The following is a 17,897-nucleotide window of genomic DNA, read 5'->3' on the forward strand; positions in this document are numbered from 1 at the left end:
GCGTCAGAGGCCGGGGCGCCGGCTTCCGCCGGGGGCGCCGAAACGGCAGCGGCCGCCCGGGCGGCGGCCGTTGCGACCTCGCTGCGCGACGGCGGCACTAGCGGCGGCTTGCCCGCGATCAGGAACACCCCGTCCGGGCTGAGAATCCCCTCTGGCGTCGGCTTCAGCAGGCCGGCGGCATCGAACTGATAGACCGTGCCCGGCGCCGGCGGTGGCATGATCGGGTCGGGCAGGCTGTCGCGCAGCTCGGCCAGGGGCGGCAGGGCCAGCGCGTCCAGCGCCGGGGGCGGTGCGTCCATGGCCGACAGGAAGATCTCGTCCTGATCCTCGACCGGGGCGGCGGCCGTGGCGACCTCGGTGGTCACGGCGGTCGCCGGAGCGGGTTCGGGTGCGGGTGCCGCAGCGGCGCGGGTCTCGGGGGCGGGTTCGGGGGCAGGTTCGGCGACATCGGCCGACAGGGTGGCCAGATCGACCGGATCACCGGCAGCATCACCGGCAGCATCACCGGCAGCCGCCGTTTCGACATCGGCGGCCAGATCGGCCGCGGCGTCGGAGCCGGCCGGCACGGTCTCGGTCGCCAGCGCGTCGAGGTCGGCGGACCGCGCCATGTCCCCGGCTTCTGGCAGCGGGTCGGTCAGCCCCTCGGGATCCTGCAAGTCGGCCAGCATCTCGTCGCTGGCATCGGGGATGGTCTCGATGGCGGTGGCGGATTGCAGAGCCGCCTCGCGCGAGCCCATGAAATACGAGGCCCAGGCGGCCACCAGCGCCAGGAACAGGAGCAGCAGCCCCACCATGACCATGAACACGGTGCCGCTGCGCCGTTTCGCCGGCTGCGCGCTGCCGAAGGTGCCGCCGGGGCGCGCGGGCGATTTCACCGTGGTCGGGCCGAGCGAGGGGCGCGGAACGTCGCCGCCCTTGACCTTGACCTTGGCGCGGGTGCCGGGGATCGAGGGGGCGGTCACGAGTCCGGAAAAGCCCTTCGCCGTTGCCGGACGGGCGACCGCAGGCTTGGCCGCGCCGGTGGCAGGCGCCGTGGGGCGGGTCACGCCGTTGACCGGGCGGGCCAGCGCATCGCCGCCAGCGGCGCGCCGGCTGGCGAAAGCCAGCAGGGCCGCCGAAGAGGGCGCGGGCGGAATCTCGTCGTCCGTCCGGTCGGCGGCGGCCAGCGTCGGCCGCGCCGTGTCGCGCCCGGATCCGGCGGGATCCTTGCGGAGCGGCGGCGGCTCGGCTTCGTCCTCGGGGAAGGCCGAGGTGTCGGTGACATGCGCGAAGGGGGCTTCCTCGGGCTCGGCCTCGGGCGCGGGCTTCCGGCCCGGGGCCTCGGCCAGGCTGGGGGCAGGGGCGGCAGCGTCGGCCGCGATCGGGGGGGCAGCCGGTGCGGCCTCATCCTCTGCCTCCGGGTCGAGCGCCTCTGCCAGATCTGCCGGCGGCGCGTCCGCCTTGGCGTCACCCAGCGATAGGTCGCCAGGCAGCGAAGGGTCGGCCGGCGGTGCGTCCGGCAGACCGGGCTCGGGCAGGTCGGCGTTCAGGGCCTCTTCCAGGCCGGGAAGCGGCTCGTCATCCTCGACCGGGGCCTCGGGGTCAGGCGTCGGTTCGCGGGCGGGGCTGGCCTCGGCCGCAGGGGCTGGCGCAGCGGCTTCGGGCTCGGCCCTGGGCAGTTCCCGATGCAGGATCGAGACCGGCTCGCGGTCGCGTTCGACCGTCTCGTCCTCGGCCAGGATGCTGGCGGCGGCGGCGGTCGGGCCGAACCAGGGCTCGCCGACGAAGGTGCCCTCTTCGGGGATGGCGACGAAGGAGACCGGGTTCAGCCGGTGCTCGACGGCGAAGGCCTCGGCCTCCTCCAGGGTTTCCCGGGCCACCACCGCCACCTTGACCTTGGCGCCCTTGCCCGACCAGTCGAAGACAAGGTCCTCGACCGCATAGGGCGTCCGGCCTTCCAGCGCGGCGGCGATCTGGCGGCGCTTCTCGTCGCGGCTGGGGCCCGGGGCGTGGATTTCGGTGTAGAGGATCTGGCTGTTCGGCAGGATCAGCTTGGTGGCCACCCCCAGCGGCGACAGGCCAAGCGCGGTCTTGCGCAGGTAATCCAGGGCCTCGGCCAGGTCGGGGGCGTCGAAGGCGACCTCGCCGATCGAGAGCCAGCCCTTGGGCGTCCGGTGCAGAAGACCGATGGTCTCGCGCGTCAGGTCAAGTGCAAATGTCGGTTTCATGTCGCGGGTCTAGCACGGATCTTGGAGGTGCTGGAACGTGCCCCAGCCGGTTGCAGCCTTAGTAAAGCAGCTTTTCGCCGAAGGGAAGGAAAACGGCCAAGGAAGCGGTTGCGCCGCGCGTCACAGTCCCGAATTGTCGCGCAAAACGAAGGAGACCCCGATGCGTGCCCTGAATGCCCTGTTCCTGTCCGCGGCCCTTGTCCTGCCGCTGGCCGACCCCGTCCTGGCCGACGACCGCCCGACGCGCACGATCAGCGTCACCGGCACCGGCACGGTCGAGGCCGCGCCCGACATGGCGACGCTGATGATCGGCGTCACCACCCAGGGCGACACGGCGGCTGCGGCGCTGGCCGCCAACACCGCCGCGACCGACGCGGTGATCGCGCGCCTGACCGCCTCGGGGATCGAGGCGCGGGACATGCAGACCTCGAACCTGTCGATCAACCCGAACTGGACCGGCTATGACAGCAGCGCGCCCCGGATTTCGGGCTATGTGGCGTCCAACATGCTGACCGTGCGGGTGCGCAAGCTGGACACGACCGGAGCGGTGCTGGATGCGGCGGTGGCGGACGGGGCCAACACGCTGAACGGGCTGACCTTCGGCCTGGCCGACCCCGAACCCGCCTATGCCGAAGCCCGCAAGGAGGCCGTGGCCGATGCCCGCGCCAAGGCGGAACTGCTGGCCGGGGCGGCGGGCGTCAGCCTGGGCGCGGTCCTGTCCATCGCCGATGGCGGCGCGATGACCGACCCGGCGCCGATGTACCGCGAGGCGGTCTCGGCCGCGCCGGTCCCGGTGGTCGGGGGCGAGCTGGGCCTTGTCGCCACGGTGACGCTGACCTTCGCCATCGCCGACTGACACTGCGCGCAAAGCCGGACAAGCGGCGGAATTCGCAGCGATTCCGGCGCTTTCCTTTTGCGCCGCGTCATCTTTTGGCCAAAGTCGCCGGGCAGAACCCCGCCAAGAGGACAGAGCAGGAGCAGCCCCGATGATCCGCGGACCGATCAGCCTTTTGATCGTCGGCTCGATCGCCTTGGTCATGTTCCTTCTGGTCGCGTTCGGCCCGCGCGCCTTCCGGGACTATCTGCCCGAATCCGCCCTTGCCCTTCTGGAAGGCCAGAGCCTGCAATCCGCCTTCGGTTCCGCAGGCGGCGGGGCGGGGGGGCGGACGGCCGCCGACCTGCTGGACGACGGCGCGGACGGGCTTGAGGCGAGGGGGCCGGTCGCGGCCCTGGCCGGCAACCGGCCGGTCTTCATCTCGCAGGTGCTGAAAGGCCACAGGACGCGCATCGCAAAGGACATCCCGGCCGAAATTACCACGATCCGGCCGATCTCCGGCTGCAAGCCGACCCCCCCGTCCGAAGCGGCGCTGGTGGGCCATGCGACCGCAGGGCACAGCGGGCTGGAGCTTGCGCTGATGACTTACGACGACAGGGTCCTGGCCGAGGCGGTGCAGGTCTTCGTGAACAGCTACCGCAAGACGGGCACCGGCCTTGCCTCGGCCGGGACCGAACTGGCCTATGAAGCCTACGATGTCGCGGTCACCGAAACCGCTCGCCCGGTCTATCTCGTGTTGCTGAACCTTCACGGCCACCGGATCTGGAACATCCACCTTGCCGAGGGCGCCCGGATCGAAAGGGTCGTGCTGCTGGGCGGCAGACAGGCCGGCGTGGCCAATCTGGACCCGGTGGTTCCCGTCGAGGTCATTTCGGGCGAGGGCCTTGCCGCCTGCGGCCTGGCCCCGGCCTATCCGCTGAACCCCGGGCACCGCTTCTTCCAGGTGCTGGCCTCGGGCTCCGGGACCTATCGTCAGGAGGCAGAGGTCAAGCTTGCCGCCATGGACGAGGCGATCCGGGCCTGGAACATCTGGTTCCGCGACACGTTCGGCGTCTCGGCCGAGGCGACCCGCGCCGGGTTCGACAGGGGGATGGTCTCGGTCGTTGGTCCCGAACCGGGCGAGGCCGGGCCGCTGGCCGTCTATGCGCCGATCCAGGGCGCGCGCATCCGGGCGACGCAGGACAGCTATTTCGAGATCCGCGGTCAGGGCGAGGCCGCCAGCAGCTTTGCCGGGCGGGTCAGGGCCATCGCGACCAGCTTTGCCTTCGGCGATCTGACCTATCTGCGCCAGGGGGTGTCCTTCTGATGCTGCGGCTTCTGATCGGAACCGGGGTGCTGCTGATGGCGATCGGCTTCGGCGCAGCGGGCTGGCAATACTGGCAGAGCCTGCCCGGGGCCGAAGTCGCCGTGACGGAAGGCCCGGCCCCTGCCACAGCGCCGCCCGCCCCTGCAAGTGGGACGGCCGCTTCTGCCGTGCCGGTGCAACGGCAGGGCTGGCTGATCTCGGCCTCTGGCGGGCTGGTGCCGCAAGAGGACGTGCGGGCCTATCTTGCGCAAGAGCGTTTTGCCGAAACCCGGATGGTCACGGTGACGCGTCAGGCGCGTCTGTCCGAGCTTCTGGTGGAGGGCGAGACGCTGCCGCAGCCGGAATACCTTCAGGTCCTGGCCGACATCCGGGCGCCTAAGGTGGCCGACGGGCTTTGCGCCGTTCTGGTCCAGTCCTTTGCCACCCATTGCGCGGTCAACAGGGCCCGGGTTGTCGAAGGCAGCGTGGACCCTGTCGCGGGGACGGCACGGTTCCGGCTGGAACTGGCCTATCGCCTGCCGGACAGGGCCGCGCTGCCCGACCTTGCGGCGCATGTGCTGCGCAGCGACACGGCCGCGCTGATGCTGGAGCCCGGCGCCGAAGGCACCGCCAGCGCCGAGGCGGCGCTGGCCGTCGCCCTGGATCTGGGGGCCGAGGCCTGCGCGGCGCGGGCCGAGGCGCTGCTTTGCCGCGTGGTGCAGGTCGCGCTGGACTGGGCGCCGGACCGCCCGGTGCAGGCCCGGGCGAGGATCGCCTGGCTGGCCCCCTTGCCGAAGGGCATGTTCACCGCCCCGCCGCTGACCCCGGCGACCGGAGGCTAGCCAGCGGGGCGTGCCGGGCCTTCGGTCAGGCCGTGGCCTTGGCCAGCGCCTGATCCAGATCGGCGATGATGTCGCGCACGTCCTCGATCCCGATCGAGACCCGCACCACGTCCGGCGCGGCGCCCGCCTTGATCTGGGCTTCCTCGGACAATTGCCGGTGGGTGGTCGAGGCCGAATGGATGATGAGAGACCGCGTGTCGCCGAGGTTGGCGACATGGGAAAAGAGCTTCACGTTGTCGATGAGCTTGACGCAGGCCTCATAGCCACCCTTGACGCTGAAGGTGAAGAGCGCCCCCGGCCCCTTCGGCGTGATCTTCTGCGCCAGGTGATGATAGGGCGAGGATTTCAGGCCCGGCCAGGTGACCTTGCCGATCCGGGGATCCTGCTCCAGCCATTCGGCCACGATCTTCGCGTTCTGGACATGACGCTCCATCCGCAGGGCGAGCGTCTCGATCCCCATCAGGGTGTAGTGCGCGCCTTGCGGGTTCATGGTCATGCCAAGGTCGCGCAGGCCGATGGCGATGGAGTGGAAGGTGAAGGCCATGTTGCCGAGCGTGGGGTGGAAGACGAGGCCGTGATAGGCGGGCTCGGGCTGGGAGAGGGAGGGGAACTTGTCGTCCCTGGACCAGTCGAATTTGCCGCTGTCCACTACTATCCCGCCGGTGACGGTGCCGTTGCCGGTGAGATATTTGGTGGCCGAATGGACGACGAGCGTCGCGCCGTGCTCGATCGGGCGGCAGAGGTAGGGGCTGGCCGTGGTGTTGTCCACGATCAGCGGGATATGGGCCTGTTCGGCCACGCGGGCGATGGCGGGGAGGTCGGAGAGGGCGCCGCCGGGGTTGCAGATCGTCTCGCAGAAGAGCGCGCGGGTGTCGGGGTCGATGGCCTTTTCGATCTCTTTGGGGTCGTCGAAATCGACGAACTTCGCCGACCAGCCGAACTTGCGGATGGTGTTCGAGAACTGCTGGATCGTGCCGCCGTAGAGTTTGGTGGAGGCCACGATGTTGCGCCCCGGCGCCATGAGCGGGAAAAGCGCCATGATCTGCGCCGCGTGGCCCGAGGAGCAGGCGATGGCCCCCGCCCCGCCCTCCAGCGCCGCAACCCGGTTGGCCAGCGCGGACACGGTGGGGTTCGTGAGGCGGGAGTAGATGTAGCCGACCTCTTGCAGGTTGAAGAGCTTGGCGGCGTGGTCGGCGTCGCGGAAGACGTAGGCGGTGGTCTGGTAGATCGGGACCTGCCGCGCGCCGGTCGCGGGGTCGGGGGCGGTGCCGGCGTGGATGGCAAGCGTCTCGAAGCCGAGGGGTCTGTCGGTCATGTTGTCCTCCCATGTCTGGAGGCGAGGGTAGGGGGGAACGGGGCGCGAGGCAACGGGGACCGCGCCGCGCGCGGCGCCTTTGGCCAAGATAGGGAAATCAATGGCTTGAGCGCGGGCGTTTACGGAATTTTCATCCTTGCCCGCAGGTTTCGGGAGAAGGATCGTTGCGGCTGCGGGGGGTCCGTGCTTGGATTGTCCCGTCCTGTCGCGGAGCCAAATGCCGATGCTGACCCCCTTCCATCTGGCCTATCACGTCACCAGCCTTGATGAGGCGCGCGCCTTCTATGGGGGCGTGCTGGGCTGCCGGGAGGGGACCTGGGTCGATTTCGACTTCTTCGGGCACCAGATCAGCCTGCATCTGGGCGAGCCGTTCAGGACGACGAACACCGGGAAGGTGGGGGACCACATGGTGCCGATGCCGCATCTGGGGCTGGTGCTGCATCTGCCGGAGTGGCGGGCTCTGGCCGACCGGCTGTCGGCGGCGGGGGTGGCGTTCGTCCTGCCGCCGCAGGTGCCGTTCCAGGGTCAGCCGGGCGAGCAGTGGACGATGTTCTTCCGCGATCCGTCGGGCAATCCGATCGAGGTGAAGGGGTTTGCGCGGATGGAGGGGGTGTTTCAGGGGTGAGTGGTGGTTAGGTCGTTGAAAAGACGCCCTGCATTTTCAGAAGCTCTTGCGCAATTTTGGCGGACTCATCTATCCGACGTGTCAACTCATCAAGGGAAATGATCTCGCCAGCTTTCGTATGGTCCTTGGGAGTGAAGCTGATGATCCCATGTATGTCGAACGTCCCATCTTCTCGCTTAGTCAAAACTAATGGGCAATGAGCGATGATATTTCGGAAGCCGCAGAGCTTGAGCGCAACTGCAAAGACCTTCGTTGCCTGCGCGTGGCGCTCTGCTGCGTTTCTCGGATAGCGCTTCCTCAAGTAGCCAATGCGGGCAGCAAGATCGTCAGAGAAGATTGCATCCTGATCTGATCCCGTGATTTCAACGATCAGGAGACGGGTGGCGCTCTCTACTACGCCCATGTTCATAATGAAGCGGCCAACCGCCCATACCCAAGGGTCGTCGTCAGGATTAAGGAGTGCCTGGATCATTGGTGCGGTCCGCCTTTCCATCCGCACATTGTTTAATCTGCTCATTTGGTCGACGCCAATCCTGAAACGTCCGGTGCGCTGTAGCGCACCCTACGATGCGTTTCCGGTTGCGCTTGGCGCCTGAGCGGCCAAAGCTGGCCCACCGGCAGAGGAGCATCGCATGGCAACGGAATCGGCGGGCGTTGATCTGGTCTCGGTCGTGACGCTGCTGGGTGCGGCGGTCGTTGCCGTGCCGGTGTTCAAGCGGATCGGGCTGGGGTCGGTGCTGGGATACCTTGCCGCAGGGCTGGCGATCGGGCCCTTCGGGCTGGGGGTCTTTTCGGACCCGATGGCGATCCTGCATGTGGCCGAGCTGGGCGTGGTGATGTTCCTGTTCATCATCGGGCTGGAGATGGAGCCGTCCAAGCTCTGGGCGATGCGGCGGGATATCTTCGGGCTGGGGCTGGCGCAGGTGCTGGTCTGCGTCGCGGTGCTGAGCCTGGTGGGCTTTGCGCTGGGCTATCCATACGCGGGCTCGCTGATCGCGGGGGCGGGGTTCACGCTGACCTCCACCGCCATCGTGATGCAGATGTTGCAGGAGAGGGGCGACATCGCCGCCCCCAAGGGGCAGCGGATCGTGTCGGTCCTGCTGCTGGAGGACCTCGCCATCGTGCCCCTGCTGGCTCTGGTCGCGTTTCTGGCCCCGGGGGGCGAGGAGGTGACGCTGGCGGACCGGCTGCTGGGCGTGGGGATCGGGCTGGGGGCCATTGCGGCGCTGGTCGTGGCGGGGATCTACCTGTTGAACCCGATGTTCCGGCTGCTGGCGGCGTCCCGGGCGCGCGAGGTGATGACGGCGGCGGCCTTGCTGGTGGTGCTGGGCTCGGCCCTGTGGTTGCAGCTGGGGGGCCTGTCGGCGGCGATGGGGGCGTTTCTCGCGGGGGTGCTGCTGTCGGAATCGACCTTCCGCCACCAGCTTGAGGCGGATGTGGAGCCGTTCCGGGGCATCCTGCTGGGCCTGTTCTTCCTGGCCGTGGGCATGGCGCTGGACCTGTCGGTGATCGCGGACAACTGGGGGTTGGTCGCGGTCAGCGTGGCGGCCTTCATGGTGCTGAAATCGGCGGTCATCTATGGCGTGGCGCGGTTGATGGGCGCGCCGCACCCCGAGGCGCTGGAGCGCATGGTGCTGATGGCGCAGGGCGGAGAGTTCGCCTTCGTGCTGTATTCGGCGGCGCTGGCGGTAGGGCTGTTGAGCCTGGACGAGAACGCGATCCTGAACGCGATCATCATCGTGTCGATGGCGCTGACACCGGTGATGGTGATGCTGCATGACCGGTTCAAACCGGCGGCTGTGGTGTCGCTGGACGGCATGGAGGCGCCGGACGGGCAGACGGCAAGCGTTCTGATCATCGGCTTCGGGCGGTTCGGGCAGATCGCCAGCCAGCCTCTGCTGGCGCGGAAATGTCCGATCACCATCATCGACGACGATCCCGAGATGATCCGCGCGGCCGAGACCTTCGGCTTCAAGGTCTGGTTCGGCGACGGCACGCGGCTGGACATATTGCAGGCCGCCGGGGCGGGGTCAGCGCGGGCGGTGGTGATTGCCACCGACAGGCGCGAGGTGACGACGCGGATCGCGAAACTGGTACGCGACGCGTTTCCGAACGCCGCGATCCTGGCGCGGGCCTTCGACCGGGAACATGCGCTGGAGCTGATCCGCGAGGGCGTGGATCACCAGATGCGCGAGGTGTTCCATTCGGCGCTGGCGCTGGGGTCCGAGGTGCTGGAGGTGCTGGGGGTCGATCCCGACGAGATCGCCGAGATCGCCGAGGGGGTGCGCAGGCGCGATGCGGAGCGGCTGGCCTTGCAGATGACGGGCGACATCTATTCGGGCACGAGCCTCCTGCTGGGCAATGCCGAACACACGGCGCGGCCGGCCTCCTAGCCCGGCGCCGCCACGGCGCGGCGGTCGGCGGGGTCGGGCGGGGTCATCAGGCTTTCGAGTTTTGCCTTTACCTCGGCCGGCCAGGGCATCGAGGTGTGGGTGTCGAGCCAGGAGGCGGCGAGGACCTGTTCCACCGACCAGCGGTGTTCGTCGCCGCAGTGGATGGTGTGGTGGAGCCGGACCGAGGACTTGCCGACCTTCAGGATCGAGAGGCGGAAGGTCAGCCTGTCGCCGAAGAACGAGGGTTTGGAGAAGTCGCAGGAGAGGTGGACGGTGGGCGTGCCCCAGCGTTCCTTCCAGATGATCTCGTGCCAGGGCCAGCCGATATGGGCCCAGAATTCCTCGACCACGCCGTTCAGGAGGTTGAGATAGGCCGGGTAATAGGCGGTGCCCGAGATGTCGCAATCGCCGAAATGCAGCATCCGGTCGGTGGTGTAGCAGACGGTCATTCCTGTCCCCCTTTGGGCCGAAGGTGGGGGCAGGCGGGGTGCCAGGTCAAGCGCGGTCGTCCTTGGGGCTGCCCATCACGACGAAGGTGGTGATCGCGCGGACCTGGGGCAGGGTGCCGAGGATCTCGGTATGCCAGTGCTTGTAGGCTGGAAGGTCGGCGCATTCGACGCGCAGGAGGTATTCGACGCTGCCGGTGATGTTGTGGCATTCGCGCACTTCCGGCGCGCGGGCGACGGCGCGTTCGAAGGCCTCTTGCGCGGCCTTGCTATGGGTGCCGAGGCCGACGGTGACATAGGCGACGAAGCCGATCCCGAGTTTCGCGGGGTCGAGCACGGCGCGGTAGGAGCGGATGACGCCGGCCCGTTCCAGCGCCTGCACGCGGCGGAGGCAGGCCGAGGGGGAAAGCCCCACGCGCTCGGCCAGCGCGAGGTTGGGCTGGCGGGCGTCGCGAGAAAGTTCGCGCAATATCCGGTGGTCGATGTCGTCAAGTTTGGTCATTTGTTGCAAGAATAGTGCCAAGGATGCCATCTTTGCAACCCTGTGGCAGTCAGGTCGATGCAGGATTGCGCGCATGACTTATGACCTGATGATCGCCCTGCTGGGCTTTGCCTTCGTCACCTCGGTCACGCCGGGGCCGAACAACATGATGCTGCTGGCGTCCGGGGTGAACTTCGGCTTCCGCCGGACGCTGCCGCATATGCTGGGGATCAGCCTGGGCCATGCGCTGATGGTGTTCCTGGTCGCGCTGGGGCTGGCGGGGGTGTTCACGGCCTGGCCTCCGGCGCTGGTGGGGCTGAAGGCCGCCTCGGTGGCATACATGCTTTGGCTGGCCTGGAAGATCGCCCATGCCGGCGCCCCGGGGGAGGGGCGGGCAAAGCCGCAACCGATGAGCTTCCTTCAGGCGGCGGCGTTCCAGTGGGTGAACCCCAAGGCCTGGGCGATGGCGCTGGGGGCGGTGTCGGCCTATGTGAGCGAACCCTCGGTCGCGGCCTGTGCCCTGGTTGCGGGGGCCTTTGCGCTGGTCAACCTGCCCTCGGTGACGCTATGGGCGGCAGCGGGGCAGGGGCTGCGGCGCTGGTTGCAGGCTCCGGCCCGGCTGGCGGCGTTCAACTGGACGATGGCGGGGCTGCTGGTGCTGTCGCTGTGGCCGGTGGTGACGCTTGCGCCGTGAGGCCGCATCGCCCGGCGCTCAGCCGCGTTGCAGCTTGACCGGCTCGGACCGCGCCAGGCGGAGGAAATGCGCCATGTAGGGCTTGGCGGCATCCTCTGCCCGCGTCGCCGCATACATGCGTTTGGTCACGGGCTGCGGGCCAAGCGGGCGGGTGATGTAATCGGCATTGGTCCGGACCTCGCGCATCACCCAGTCGGGCAGCACCGCCACGCCCCGATTGGACCCCACCAGCATCAGGATTACCGCGGTCAGCTCCGCCGTCCGCTGCGCGCGCGGTTCCACCTTGGCGGGCGTCAGGATCTCGGTGAACACATCCAGCTTGTCGCGGCTGACGGGGTAGGTGATGAGCACCTGATCCCGGAAATCCTCGGCGGTGATGTAGTCCCTTGCCGCAAGCGGGTTCTGCGCCGAGGCGACGAAGGTCGGGTGATAGTCGAACAGGGGATTGAACACGATCCCCGGCGGCGGCTCGCGGTCGGACGAGATCACCAGATCCACATCCTGGCGGTTCAGCGCGTGCAGCGCCTCGAAGGCGAGGCCGGCGCGGATGTCCACGTCGATCTCGGGCCAGGCGTGGCGGAACAGTTCCAGCACCGGAAACAGCCAGTCGAAACAGGCATGGCACTCGATCGCGATGTGCAGCCGCCCGGTGCGACCGGCGCGAAGCGCGCGGAATTCCTCTTCCATCGCGTCGATCTCGGGCAGGATCCGCTCGGCCGCGCGCAGCATCCGCATCCCCGCCGCCGAGAGCCGCATCGGTTTCGACCGGCGCACGAACAGCTCCATCCCGGCCTGATCCTCCAACCCCTTCACCTGATGCGACAGCGCCGATTGCGTCATGTTCAGCATGTCCGCCGCGCGGGCAAGGCCGCCCGCCTGCTGGATGGCACGGATGGTGCGCAGGTGGCGCAGCTCGATATACATGAGCAAACCTCATCATGATGGTGAGAATTATGAATTTGTCTCACAAGCACCGATCTGCGACAAGGGGTGCAATGAAGGAGACGACCATGCCGACGCCCCGCATCAGCTTTGAATTCTTCCCGCCGCAGTCGCTGGACGCCGCGTTCCGGCTGTGGGAGACGGTGCAGGCGCTGGCGCCGATGCAGCCCGCCTTCGTCTCGGTCACCTATGGCGCGGGCGGGACGACGCGGACGCTGACGCATGAGGCGGTCACGACCATCCGCCGCAACTACGGGCTGAAGGTCGCGGCGCATCTGACCTGCGTCGATGCCACGCAGACCGAGACCCTGGCCATCGCCGAGGCCTATGCGGCGGCGGGTGTGACCGAGATCGTCGCGCTGCGCGGCGATGCCCCGAAGGGCGCACAGCGGTTCGTGCCGCATCCCCTGGGCTTTGCGAATTCGGTGGAGCTGGTGGAAAACCTGGCCCGGACGGGCAAGTTCAACATCCGCGTCGGCGCCTATCCCGAGCCGCATCCGGACGCCGCCGACAGCGCCGCCGACGTGACCTGGCTGAAGCGCAAGATCGACGCGGGCGCCTCCAGCGCGATCACCCAGTTCTTCTTCGAGGCCGACACCTTCTTCCGCTTCCGCGATGCCTGCGTGAAGGCGGGGATCACCGCGCCGATCATTCCGGGCATCCTGCCGATCACGAGCTGGGAGGGGGCGAAGAAGTTCGCCCGTCGCTGCGGCGCCTCGGTGCCGCGCAGGCTGGACGAGGCCTTCGCCACCGCCGCCCGGGACGGGCGCGAGGAGCTTCTGGCGCTGACCCAGTGCACGCAGCTTTGCGACCGGCTGATCCGGGGCGGGGTCGAGGATCTGCATTTCTACACGCTGAACCGGCCGCATCTGACGCGCGAGGTTGTCCGGGCGCTGGGCATCAAGCCCGAGGTGGTGCTGGAGAAGGTGGCCTGACTTCGGCCCGTCCGGGGCCGACCGTCGTCTCCCTGGGCGGCTTTCCGACCTGTCCCCAGCAGGGCCCGGAAAGCCGCCATCTTTTTGCCCGTTGCCGCCCGGTTTGCCCGTTGCCCGCCGGGGCATATCGGCTAATCTCGCGCCGAGCGATCCGATGGAATGTCCATGCCCAAGCTTGTCACCCTTCTGAACGGCCCGAACCTCAACCTTCTGGGCCTGCGGCAGCCCGAGATCTACGGGCGCGAGACGCTGGCGGATGTGGCGGCGAAGGTTTCGGAACTGGCCGAGGACCTGGGCCTGCGGATCCGCGCGCTGCAATCGAACCACGAGGGGCAGCTGGTGGACTGGATCCACGAGGCGCGGGGCACCTCGGCCGGGATCATCATCAATCCGGGCGCCTATTCGCACACTTCGGTCGCGATCCTGGACGCGCTGCATGCCTATGAGGGGCCGGTGATCGAGGTGCATATCTCGAACATCCACAAGCGCGAGGCCTTCCGGCACCATTCCTATGTCTCGGCCCGGGCCGACGGGGTGATCGCGGGCTGCGGCACCGAGGGCTATCTGCTGGCCTTGCGGCGGATCGCCTCGCTCCTGCACGGATGAGCGCGACCTTCGGCTGGCATCCGGCGGCGCGACTGTTCGATGCAGCGGGGAACGAGGTCGCATCGCCGGGACGTGGCGCCGGGACGGCGGCACGCGCGGTCTTTCCCGACAGTGCGGCGGGGCTTGCCGCCGCCATCGGCCATCCGGCCTTCCGGATCGGCGCGCCGGATCAGCCGCCGCCTGCGCCACATGAGGAGCCGGTGCTGGAAACGCTCACCTCCGGTTCCATGGGCCGGCCCCGCCGCATCCGGCGCACGCAGAGGTCCTGGATCGCCAGCTTCGCCGTCACCGCGGGCCTTGGCATCGGACCCGGCGCGCGTGTCGCCACGCTGGGCCATCTGATCCATTCCCTGTCGCTGTATGGCGCGGTGGAGGGCCTGCACCTGGGCGCCGAGGTGCATCTTCTGGCGGAGCTGCGCCCCGACCGCCAGCGCCGTGCCTTGCGCGATCGCCGCATCACCCATCTTTACGCCACGCCCGCCCAGCTGCGCCTGATCCTCGGGCCCGGCCAGCTGCCCGACCTGCGCCTCGTCCTCGTCGGCGGCGCGAAACTCGACCCGGCCCTGCGCGCCGTGCTTGCCGCGCTTGCGCCCGAGGCCGCGATCCGCGAGTTCTACGGCGCCGCCGAGACCAGCTTCGTCACCCTCGCCGACGCGACCACGCCCGCAGGCTCGGTCGGCCGCCCCTATCCCGGCGTCGAGCTTCGGCTCGACCCCGGCGGCGAGATCTGGGTCCGCAGCCCCTATCTCTGCCTGGGCCCTGCCTTTCAGCCCTGCCCGGACGTCCCTGCCGGGCGCACGAGCGGGCCGGTTGCGCGCGCAGAGGCGAGACCGGAGGCCAGCGCGCCGGCGCTCCTTGCGAACCCCCACGGCACCCGCTGGCGCGACGGCTGGCTGTCGGTGGGCGAGATCGGCGAGATGCGGGCGGGCCATCTTTATCTGAAAGGCCGCGCCGGGCGCATGGTCACGGTGGCCGACCAGAACGTCTTTCCCGAAGAGATCGAGACCTTCCTCCTGGGCCTTGCCGGCATCGCCAGGGCCGCTGTCCTGCCGGTCCCGGACGCCCGGCGCGGCCAGAGCCTGGTCGCGGTGCTGCAAGGCGACCCGGGGCAGGAGGCCGCGATCCTGAGGGCGCTGCGGGCCGAGCTTGGGCCGCTGAAGGCGCCGAAGGCGGTGATCTGGCGGCAGGACTGGCCGGTGCTGGCTTCGGGCAAGACCGACCTCAACGCGCTGGAGGCGGACCTGTGGCCCGGCTGATCGCCGCCCGGCGCACGGCCGTGGTGCCGCGCGGCGGGGCCTTTGCGCGCCTGTCGCTGGAGGACCTGGCGGCTCCGGTCCTTGCCGCCTGCCTGGCCGATGCCGGGATCGCGGGCGGGCAGGTGGACGAGGTGATCCTGTCCAACGCGCTGGGCGCGGGCGGCAATCCGGCGCGGCGGGCGGCGCTGGCGGCGGGCCTGCCGGACCGGGTGGCGGGCTTGACCATCGACCGGCAATGCGCGGGCGGCCTCGATGCGCTGCTGCTGGCCCGGGCGCTGGTCGCCTCGGGCGCAGCCGAGGTCGTGCTGGCCGGCGGCGTCGAAAGCTATTCCCGCCGCCCGCTGCGCCTGGCGACCGACCCGGACGGCGGCCCGCCCGTGGCTTACGACCAGGCCCCCTTCACCCCCTGGCCCGACCGCGACCCCGACATGGCCGAGGCGGCCGAGGCTCTGGCGCAGACGCTGGGCATCGAGCGCGACCGGCAGGAGACCTGGGCGGCGGCAAGCCATGCGAAGGCTCTGCGGGCCGACCTGTCCGCCGAGATTGTGCCCCTGCACGACGTGACCCGCGACTCATTCACCCGCGAGCTGAGTCCCCGGCTGCTGGCGCGCGCGCCGGTGGTCTGCGGCAGCATCACCGCGGCCACGGCGGCGGTGGCGGCCGATGCGGCGGCGGTCTGCCTGGTGGTCTCGGACCGGATCGCGCAGGGCAGGGGGCTGGCCATTCTGGCCGGTGCGACGATCGGCGGCACGCCGGAAGAGCCGGGCCTGGCCCCGGTCGCCGCGATCCGGCGCATCTGGGACGGCCGGCCCCTGGCCCAGGCCGAGATCATGGAGGCCTATGCCGTGCAGGCCCTGGCGGTGATCGAGGCGGCGGGGCTGGACCCGCTGACGGTCAACCCCGGCGGGGGCGGGCTGGCGCGAGGCCATCCCATCGGCGCCTCGGGGGCGATCCTGGCGGTCCGGCTGTTCCACGGCTTGCATGGCGGCAAGCGCGGCGGGCAAAGCGGGGGACAGAGCGGCGGGCTGGGCCTTGCGGCCATCGCCGCCGCTGGCGGGATCGGCACGGCGCTTCTGGTGGAAGCACCGTGACCTGCACCTTCCCGGGCGCGCGGCAGATCAGGCGCGCGACAGGAGAGAGGCCGGCCGCATCCGCGACAGGCTTTGCGTCACCAGCCCCGCGATGACGGCCTTGACCGCATCGCCGGGCAGGAAGGCGGCCGACAGGAAGGCGGCCTCGCCCAGGGTCTTGTCCAGCATGACCGACATGCCGATGATGCCAAAGACATACAGCACGCCGATCCCGCCGATGACCGAAGCCGCAGTGGCCGCGACCATGGGCGACAGCGAGGTGCGCTCCATCAGCCAGCCGGTCACGAAGGCCGCGACCGGGAAGCCGATGAGGAAGCCGACCGAGGGTCCGGCAAAGACGCCGATGCCGCCGCGCCCGCCCGACAGAAGTGGCAGGCCCGCCGCGACCAGCGCCAGGAACAGAAGCACCGCCAGAGCCCCGCGTTTCGCCCCCAGCACCGTGCCGCAGAGCATGATGCCCAGCGACTGCGCGGTGATCGGCACGCCGGCCGCGAGGTCGATCTTCGGGATCAGGCCCAGCACGGCGATCAGGGCGGCGAAGAGGGCGATGTGGGTGAGGTTGCGTTCCATGATGTCCCCGTGGTTGTGACTGGCGACCGTTTAGCCCGCCCCGCCGCGCGCGCGCAAGGCCTCGGCCACCCGGTCCGCATCGTCCAGCGCGGCCAGAACGCCCGGGACCAGCACCCGCCAGCGCGGCGGGCGGGGCGACCGGGCGCGCCAGCTGGCCTCGATCTGGGCCATGCGCTGGAGCATCACCGGGATGAAGCGGATCACCAGCGCGAAGGCCAGCGCCAGCCGACGCGGCGGCAGAAGCGGCGAGAGCGGCCGCGCCAGCCCTTGAAAGACCGCCAGCATGTCGGACAGGCGGGTGGTCATGGTGACGAAGTTCGCCAGCGCCACCGCCGTCAGCATCCGCAACAGGATGGCCGCCCCGCCGGTCAGGTCGGCGGTCCAGAGGTGCCAGAGGCCGACCACCAGCACGAAGGGCCAGAGCGGCCAGAGCAGCCGCGCCCCGGTGCGAGCGAAGCCTCTGCCTGCGGTCATGTAGAGCCCGGCCGTGGCCAGCGCCGCCCCGGCCAGCAGGACCGGCGCGGACAGAAGCAGAAGCCCCGTCGTCGCCAGGGCCAGCAGGGCCAGCTTCGGCCCGGCAGGCCAGCGGTGCGCCCAGGTCTCAACCGGCGAGGTCAGCGTCAGCATCCTGGGCTCCGATCCGGGCCATTTCGGCGGTGAAGGCGGGGATGACCGTCTGCGGGGGGCCGTCGGCCACGATCTGCCCGGCCTCGAGCCAGAGGAGGCGGTCGCAGGTCTGAAGGCTGGCGGGGTCGTGGGTGATCGTCACCAGGCGCTGCGGCAGGGCGGCAAAGCGCCGCGCGAGCCGCGCCTGTGTCGGCAGGTCAAGCCCGGCAAGCGGCTCGTCCAGGAGGATCGTGCGCGGTTCCATCAGCAGGACCGACAGAAGGCAGAGATAGTGCCGCTGGCCCTGGCTGAGCGTCGAGACCGGCGCGCTGGCCCAATGGGTGCGCCCCTCGGCCTGAAGGATCTCGCGGGCGCGGGCCAGCGCCCTGGCCTGGGGCAGGCCCTGCTGGGCGAGGCCGAAGGCCAGTTCCTCTTCGACGGTGGGAAAGAGGATCTGGTGGTCGGGGTTCTGGAACAGGATGCCAAGCGCCGCCACCGCGGCGCGGCGGTCGGCAAAGGGGTCGAAGCCGTCCACCCGCACCGTGCCGCTGTCCGGCGCGATCAGCCCGGCGATCAGGCGCAGAAGCGTGGTCTTGCCCGAGCCGTTCCGGCCCAGAACGCCGATCCGCCGTTCCGTCAGGCGCAGGTTCAGCCCCCGCAGGACGGCGCGGTCGCCCAGGCGGACGCTGGCCGAGGCGATCTCGATCCCGGAAGAGGGGTCAGGCATGGGCGGCCCTGCGGTGAACTGGCGGCCCTTCTAGCCGCAGT

At 69.7% G+C, this 17,897-nt stretch carries 19 protein-coding genes; 10 read left to right on the forward strand and 9 right to left on the reverse strand.

Annotated elements, in window-relative coordinates:
* Positions 1–2,207 (reverse strand): hypothetical protein (locus tag G8O29_RS12375; protein WP_166403555.1); only part of this gene is annotated, 2,207 nt, incomplete at its 3' end.
* Positions 2,208–2,367: 160 nt separating this feature from the next.
* Between G8O29_RS12375 and G8O29_RS12380 the strand changes: the two genes are divergently transcribed.
* From G8O29_RS12380 to G8O29_RS12390, 3 genes are all read left to right on the forward strand, one after another.
* Entirely contained in the window at positions 2,368–3,063 is a 696-nt protein-coding gene (locus G8O29_RS12380) for an SIMPL domain-containing protein (protein WP_166403556.1), read from the forward strand.
* A 130-nt stretch (positions 3,064–3,193) separates the two neighbouring features.
* Entirely contained in the window at positions 3,194–4,348 is a 1,155-nt protein-coding gene (locus G8O29_RS12385) for a hypothetical protein (RefSeq protein WP_166403557.1), read from the forward strand.
* Positions 4,348–5,169 (forward strand): hypothetical protein, encoded by an 822-nt coding sequence (locus G8O29_RS12390; RefSeq protein WP_166403558.1) that lies wholly within the window; start codon positions 4,348–4,350, stop codon positions 5,167–5,169. Before G8O29_RS12385 ends, G8O29_RS12390 begins: the two co-directional genes overlap by 1 nt.
* A gap of 25 nt (positions 5,170–5,194) precedes the next feature.
* On the opposite strand, the gene G8O29_RS12395 is transcribed toward G8O29_RS12390, so the two are convergent.
* Positions 5,195–6,484: an O-acetylhomoserine aminocarboxypropyltransferase/cysteine synthase family protein gene (locus G8O29_RS12395; RefSeq protein ID WP_166403559.1), complete on the reverse strand. Its 1,290-nt coding sequence runs from the start codon at positions 6,482–6,484 to the stop codon at positions 5,195–5,197.
* Between the two features lie 223 nt (positions 6,485–6,707).
* Between G8O29_RS12395 and G8O29_RS12400 the strand changes: the two genes are divergently transcribed.
* Positions 6,708–7,109, forward strand: a complete 402-nt coding sequence (locus G8O29_RS12400) for a VOC family protein (RefSeq protein WP_166403560.1) — start codon at positions 6,708–6,710, stop codon at positions 7,107–7,109.
* A gap of 7 nt (positions 7,110–7,116) precedes the next feature.
* Here G8O29_RS12400 and G8O29_RS12405 read toward each other — a convergent pair whose 3' ends face one another.
* Positions 7,117–7,581 carry a hypothetical protein gene (locus tag G8O29_RS12405; RefSeq protein ID WP_166403561.1) on the reverse strand — a complete coding sequence of 155 codons (465 nt, stop codon included), beginning with the start codon at positions 7,579–7,581 and terminating at the stop codon, positions 7,117–7,119.
* 160 nt (positions 7,582–7,741) lie between these two features.
* Between G8O29_RS12405 and G8O29_RS12410 the strand changes: the two genes are divergently transcribed.
* Positions 7,742–9,502, forward strand: a complete 1,761-nt coding sequence (locus G8O29_RS12410) for a monovalent cation:proton antiporter-2 (CPA2) family protein (protein WP_166403562.1) — start codon at positions 7,742–7,744, stop codon at positions 9,500–9,502.
* On the opposite strand, the gene G8O29_RS12415 is transcribed toward G8O29_RS12410, so the two are convergent.
* Both G8O29_RS12415 and G8O29_RS12420 read right to left on the reverse strand, forming a co-directional pair.
* A complete protein-coding gene (locus G8O29_RS12415) occupies positions 9,499–9,951 on the reverse strand; it encodes an acyl-CoA thioesterase (protein WP_166403563.1) in 453 nt (150 codons plus the stop codon). The genes G8O29_RS12410 and G8O29_RS12415 overlap by 4 nt on opposite strands.
* Before the next feature lie 46 nt (positions 9,952–9,997).
* On the reverse strand, positions 9,998–10,450 hold the full coding sequence (locus tag G8O29_RS12420) for an Lrp/AsnC family transcriptional regulator (protein WP_166403564.1): 453 nt from the start codon (positions 10,448–10,450) through the stop codon (positions 9,998–10,000).
* Between the two features lie 73 nt (positions 10,451–10,523).
* On the opposite strand from G8O29_RS12420, the gene G8O29_RS12425 reads away from it, so the two are divergent.
* Positions 10,524–11,123: a LysE family translocator gene (locus tag G8O29_RS12425; protein WP_166403565.1), complete on the forward strand. Its 600-nt coding sequence runs from the start codon at positions 10,524–10,526 to the stop codon at positions 11,121–11,123.
* Positions 11,124–11,141: 18 nt separating this feature from the next.
* Here the strand turns inward: G8O29_RS12425 and G8O29_RS12430 are convergent, their stop codons facing one another.
* Positions 11,142–12,047 carry a LysR family transcriptional regulator gene (locus tag G8O29_RS12430; RefSeq protein WP_166403566.1) on the reverse strand — a complete coding sequence of 302 codons (906 nt, stop codon included), beginning with the start codon at positions 12,045–12,047 and terminating at the stop codon, positions 11,142–11,144.
* Positions 12,048–12,133: 86 nt separating this feature from the next.
* On the opposite strand from G8O29_RS12430, the gene metF reads away from it, so the two are divergent.
* The 4 genes from metF (at position 12,134) to G8O29_RS12450 (ending at position 15,953) form a co-directional block, all read left to right on the forward strand.
* Positions 12,134–13,000 (forward strand): methylenetetrahydrofolate reductase [NAD(P)H], encoded by an 867-nt coding sequence (metF, locus tag G8O29_RS12435; RefSeq protein WP_166403567.1) that lies wholly within the window; start codon positions 12,134–12,136, stop codon positions 12,998–13,000.
* Between the two features lie 165 nt (positions 13,001–13,165).
* A complete protein-coding gene (gene aroQ, locus G8O29_RS12440; protein ID WP_166403568.1) occupies positions 13,166–13,606 on the forward strand; it encodes a type II 3-dehydroquinate dehydratase in 441 nt (146 codons plus the stop codon).
* On the forward strand, positions 13,603–14,862 hold the full coding sequence (locus tag G8O29_RS12445; RefSeq protein WP_166403569.1) for an AMP-binding protein: 1,260 nt from the start codon (positions 13,603–13,605) through the stop codon (positions 14,860–14,862). Before aroQ ends, G8O29_RS12445 begins: the two co-directional genes overlap by 4 nt.
* Positions 14,850–15,953, forward strand: a complete 1,104-nt coding sequence (locus G8O29_RS12450) for a thiolase family protein (protein ID WP_166403570.1) — start codon at positions 14,850–14,852, stop codon at positions 15,951–15,953. Before G8O29_RS12445 ends, G8O29_RS12450 begins: the two co-directional genes overlap by 13 nt.
* Before the next feature lie 27 nt (positions 15,954–15,980).
* On the opposite strand, the gene G8O29_RS12455 is transcribed toward G8O29_RS12450, so the two are convergent.
* From G8O29_RS12455 to G8O29_RS12465, 3 genes are read right to left on the reverse strand one after another with little or no spacing between them, the layout of a single operon-like run.
* Positions 15,981–16,523, reverse strand: a complete 543-nt coding sequence (locus G8O29_RS12455; RefSeq protein ID WP_166403571.1) for a biotin transporter BioY — start codon at positions 16,521–16,523, stop codon at positions 15,981–15,983.
* Positions 16,524–16,553: 30 nt separating this feature from the next.
* Positions 16,554–17,150 (reverse strand): energy-coupling factor transporter transmembrane component T, encoded by a 597-nt coding sequence (locus tag G8O29_RS12460; protein WP_166403572.1) that lies wholly within the window; start codon positions 17,148–17,150, stop codon positions 16,554–16,556.
* Positions 17,125–17,856, reverse strand: coding sequence for an energy-coupling factor ABC transporter ATP-binding protein (locus tag G8O29_RS12465; protein WP_166403573.1), 732 nt, complete (start codon positions 17,854–17,856; stop codon positions 17,125–17,127). The genes G8O29_RS12460 and G8O29_RS12465 overlap by 26 nt, the downstream gene beginning before the upstream one ends.
* Positions 17,857–17,897 lie beyond the last annotated feature (41 nt).

It is taken from the genome of Rhodobacter calidifons (genome assembly GCF_011174775.1).
GTDB lineage: Bacteria > Pseudomonadota > Alphaproteobacteria > Rhodobacterales > Rhodobacteraceae > Tabrizicola > Tabrizicola calidifons.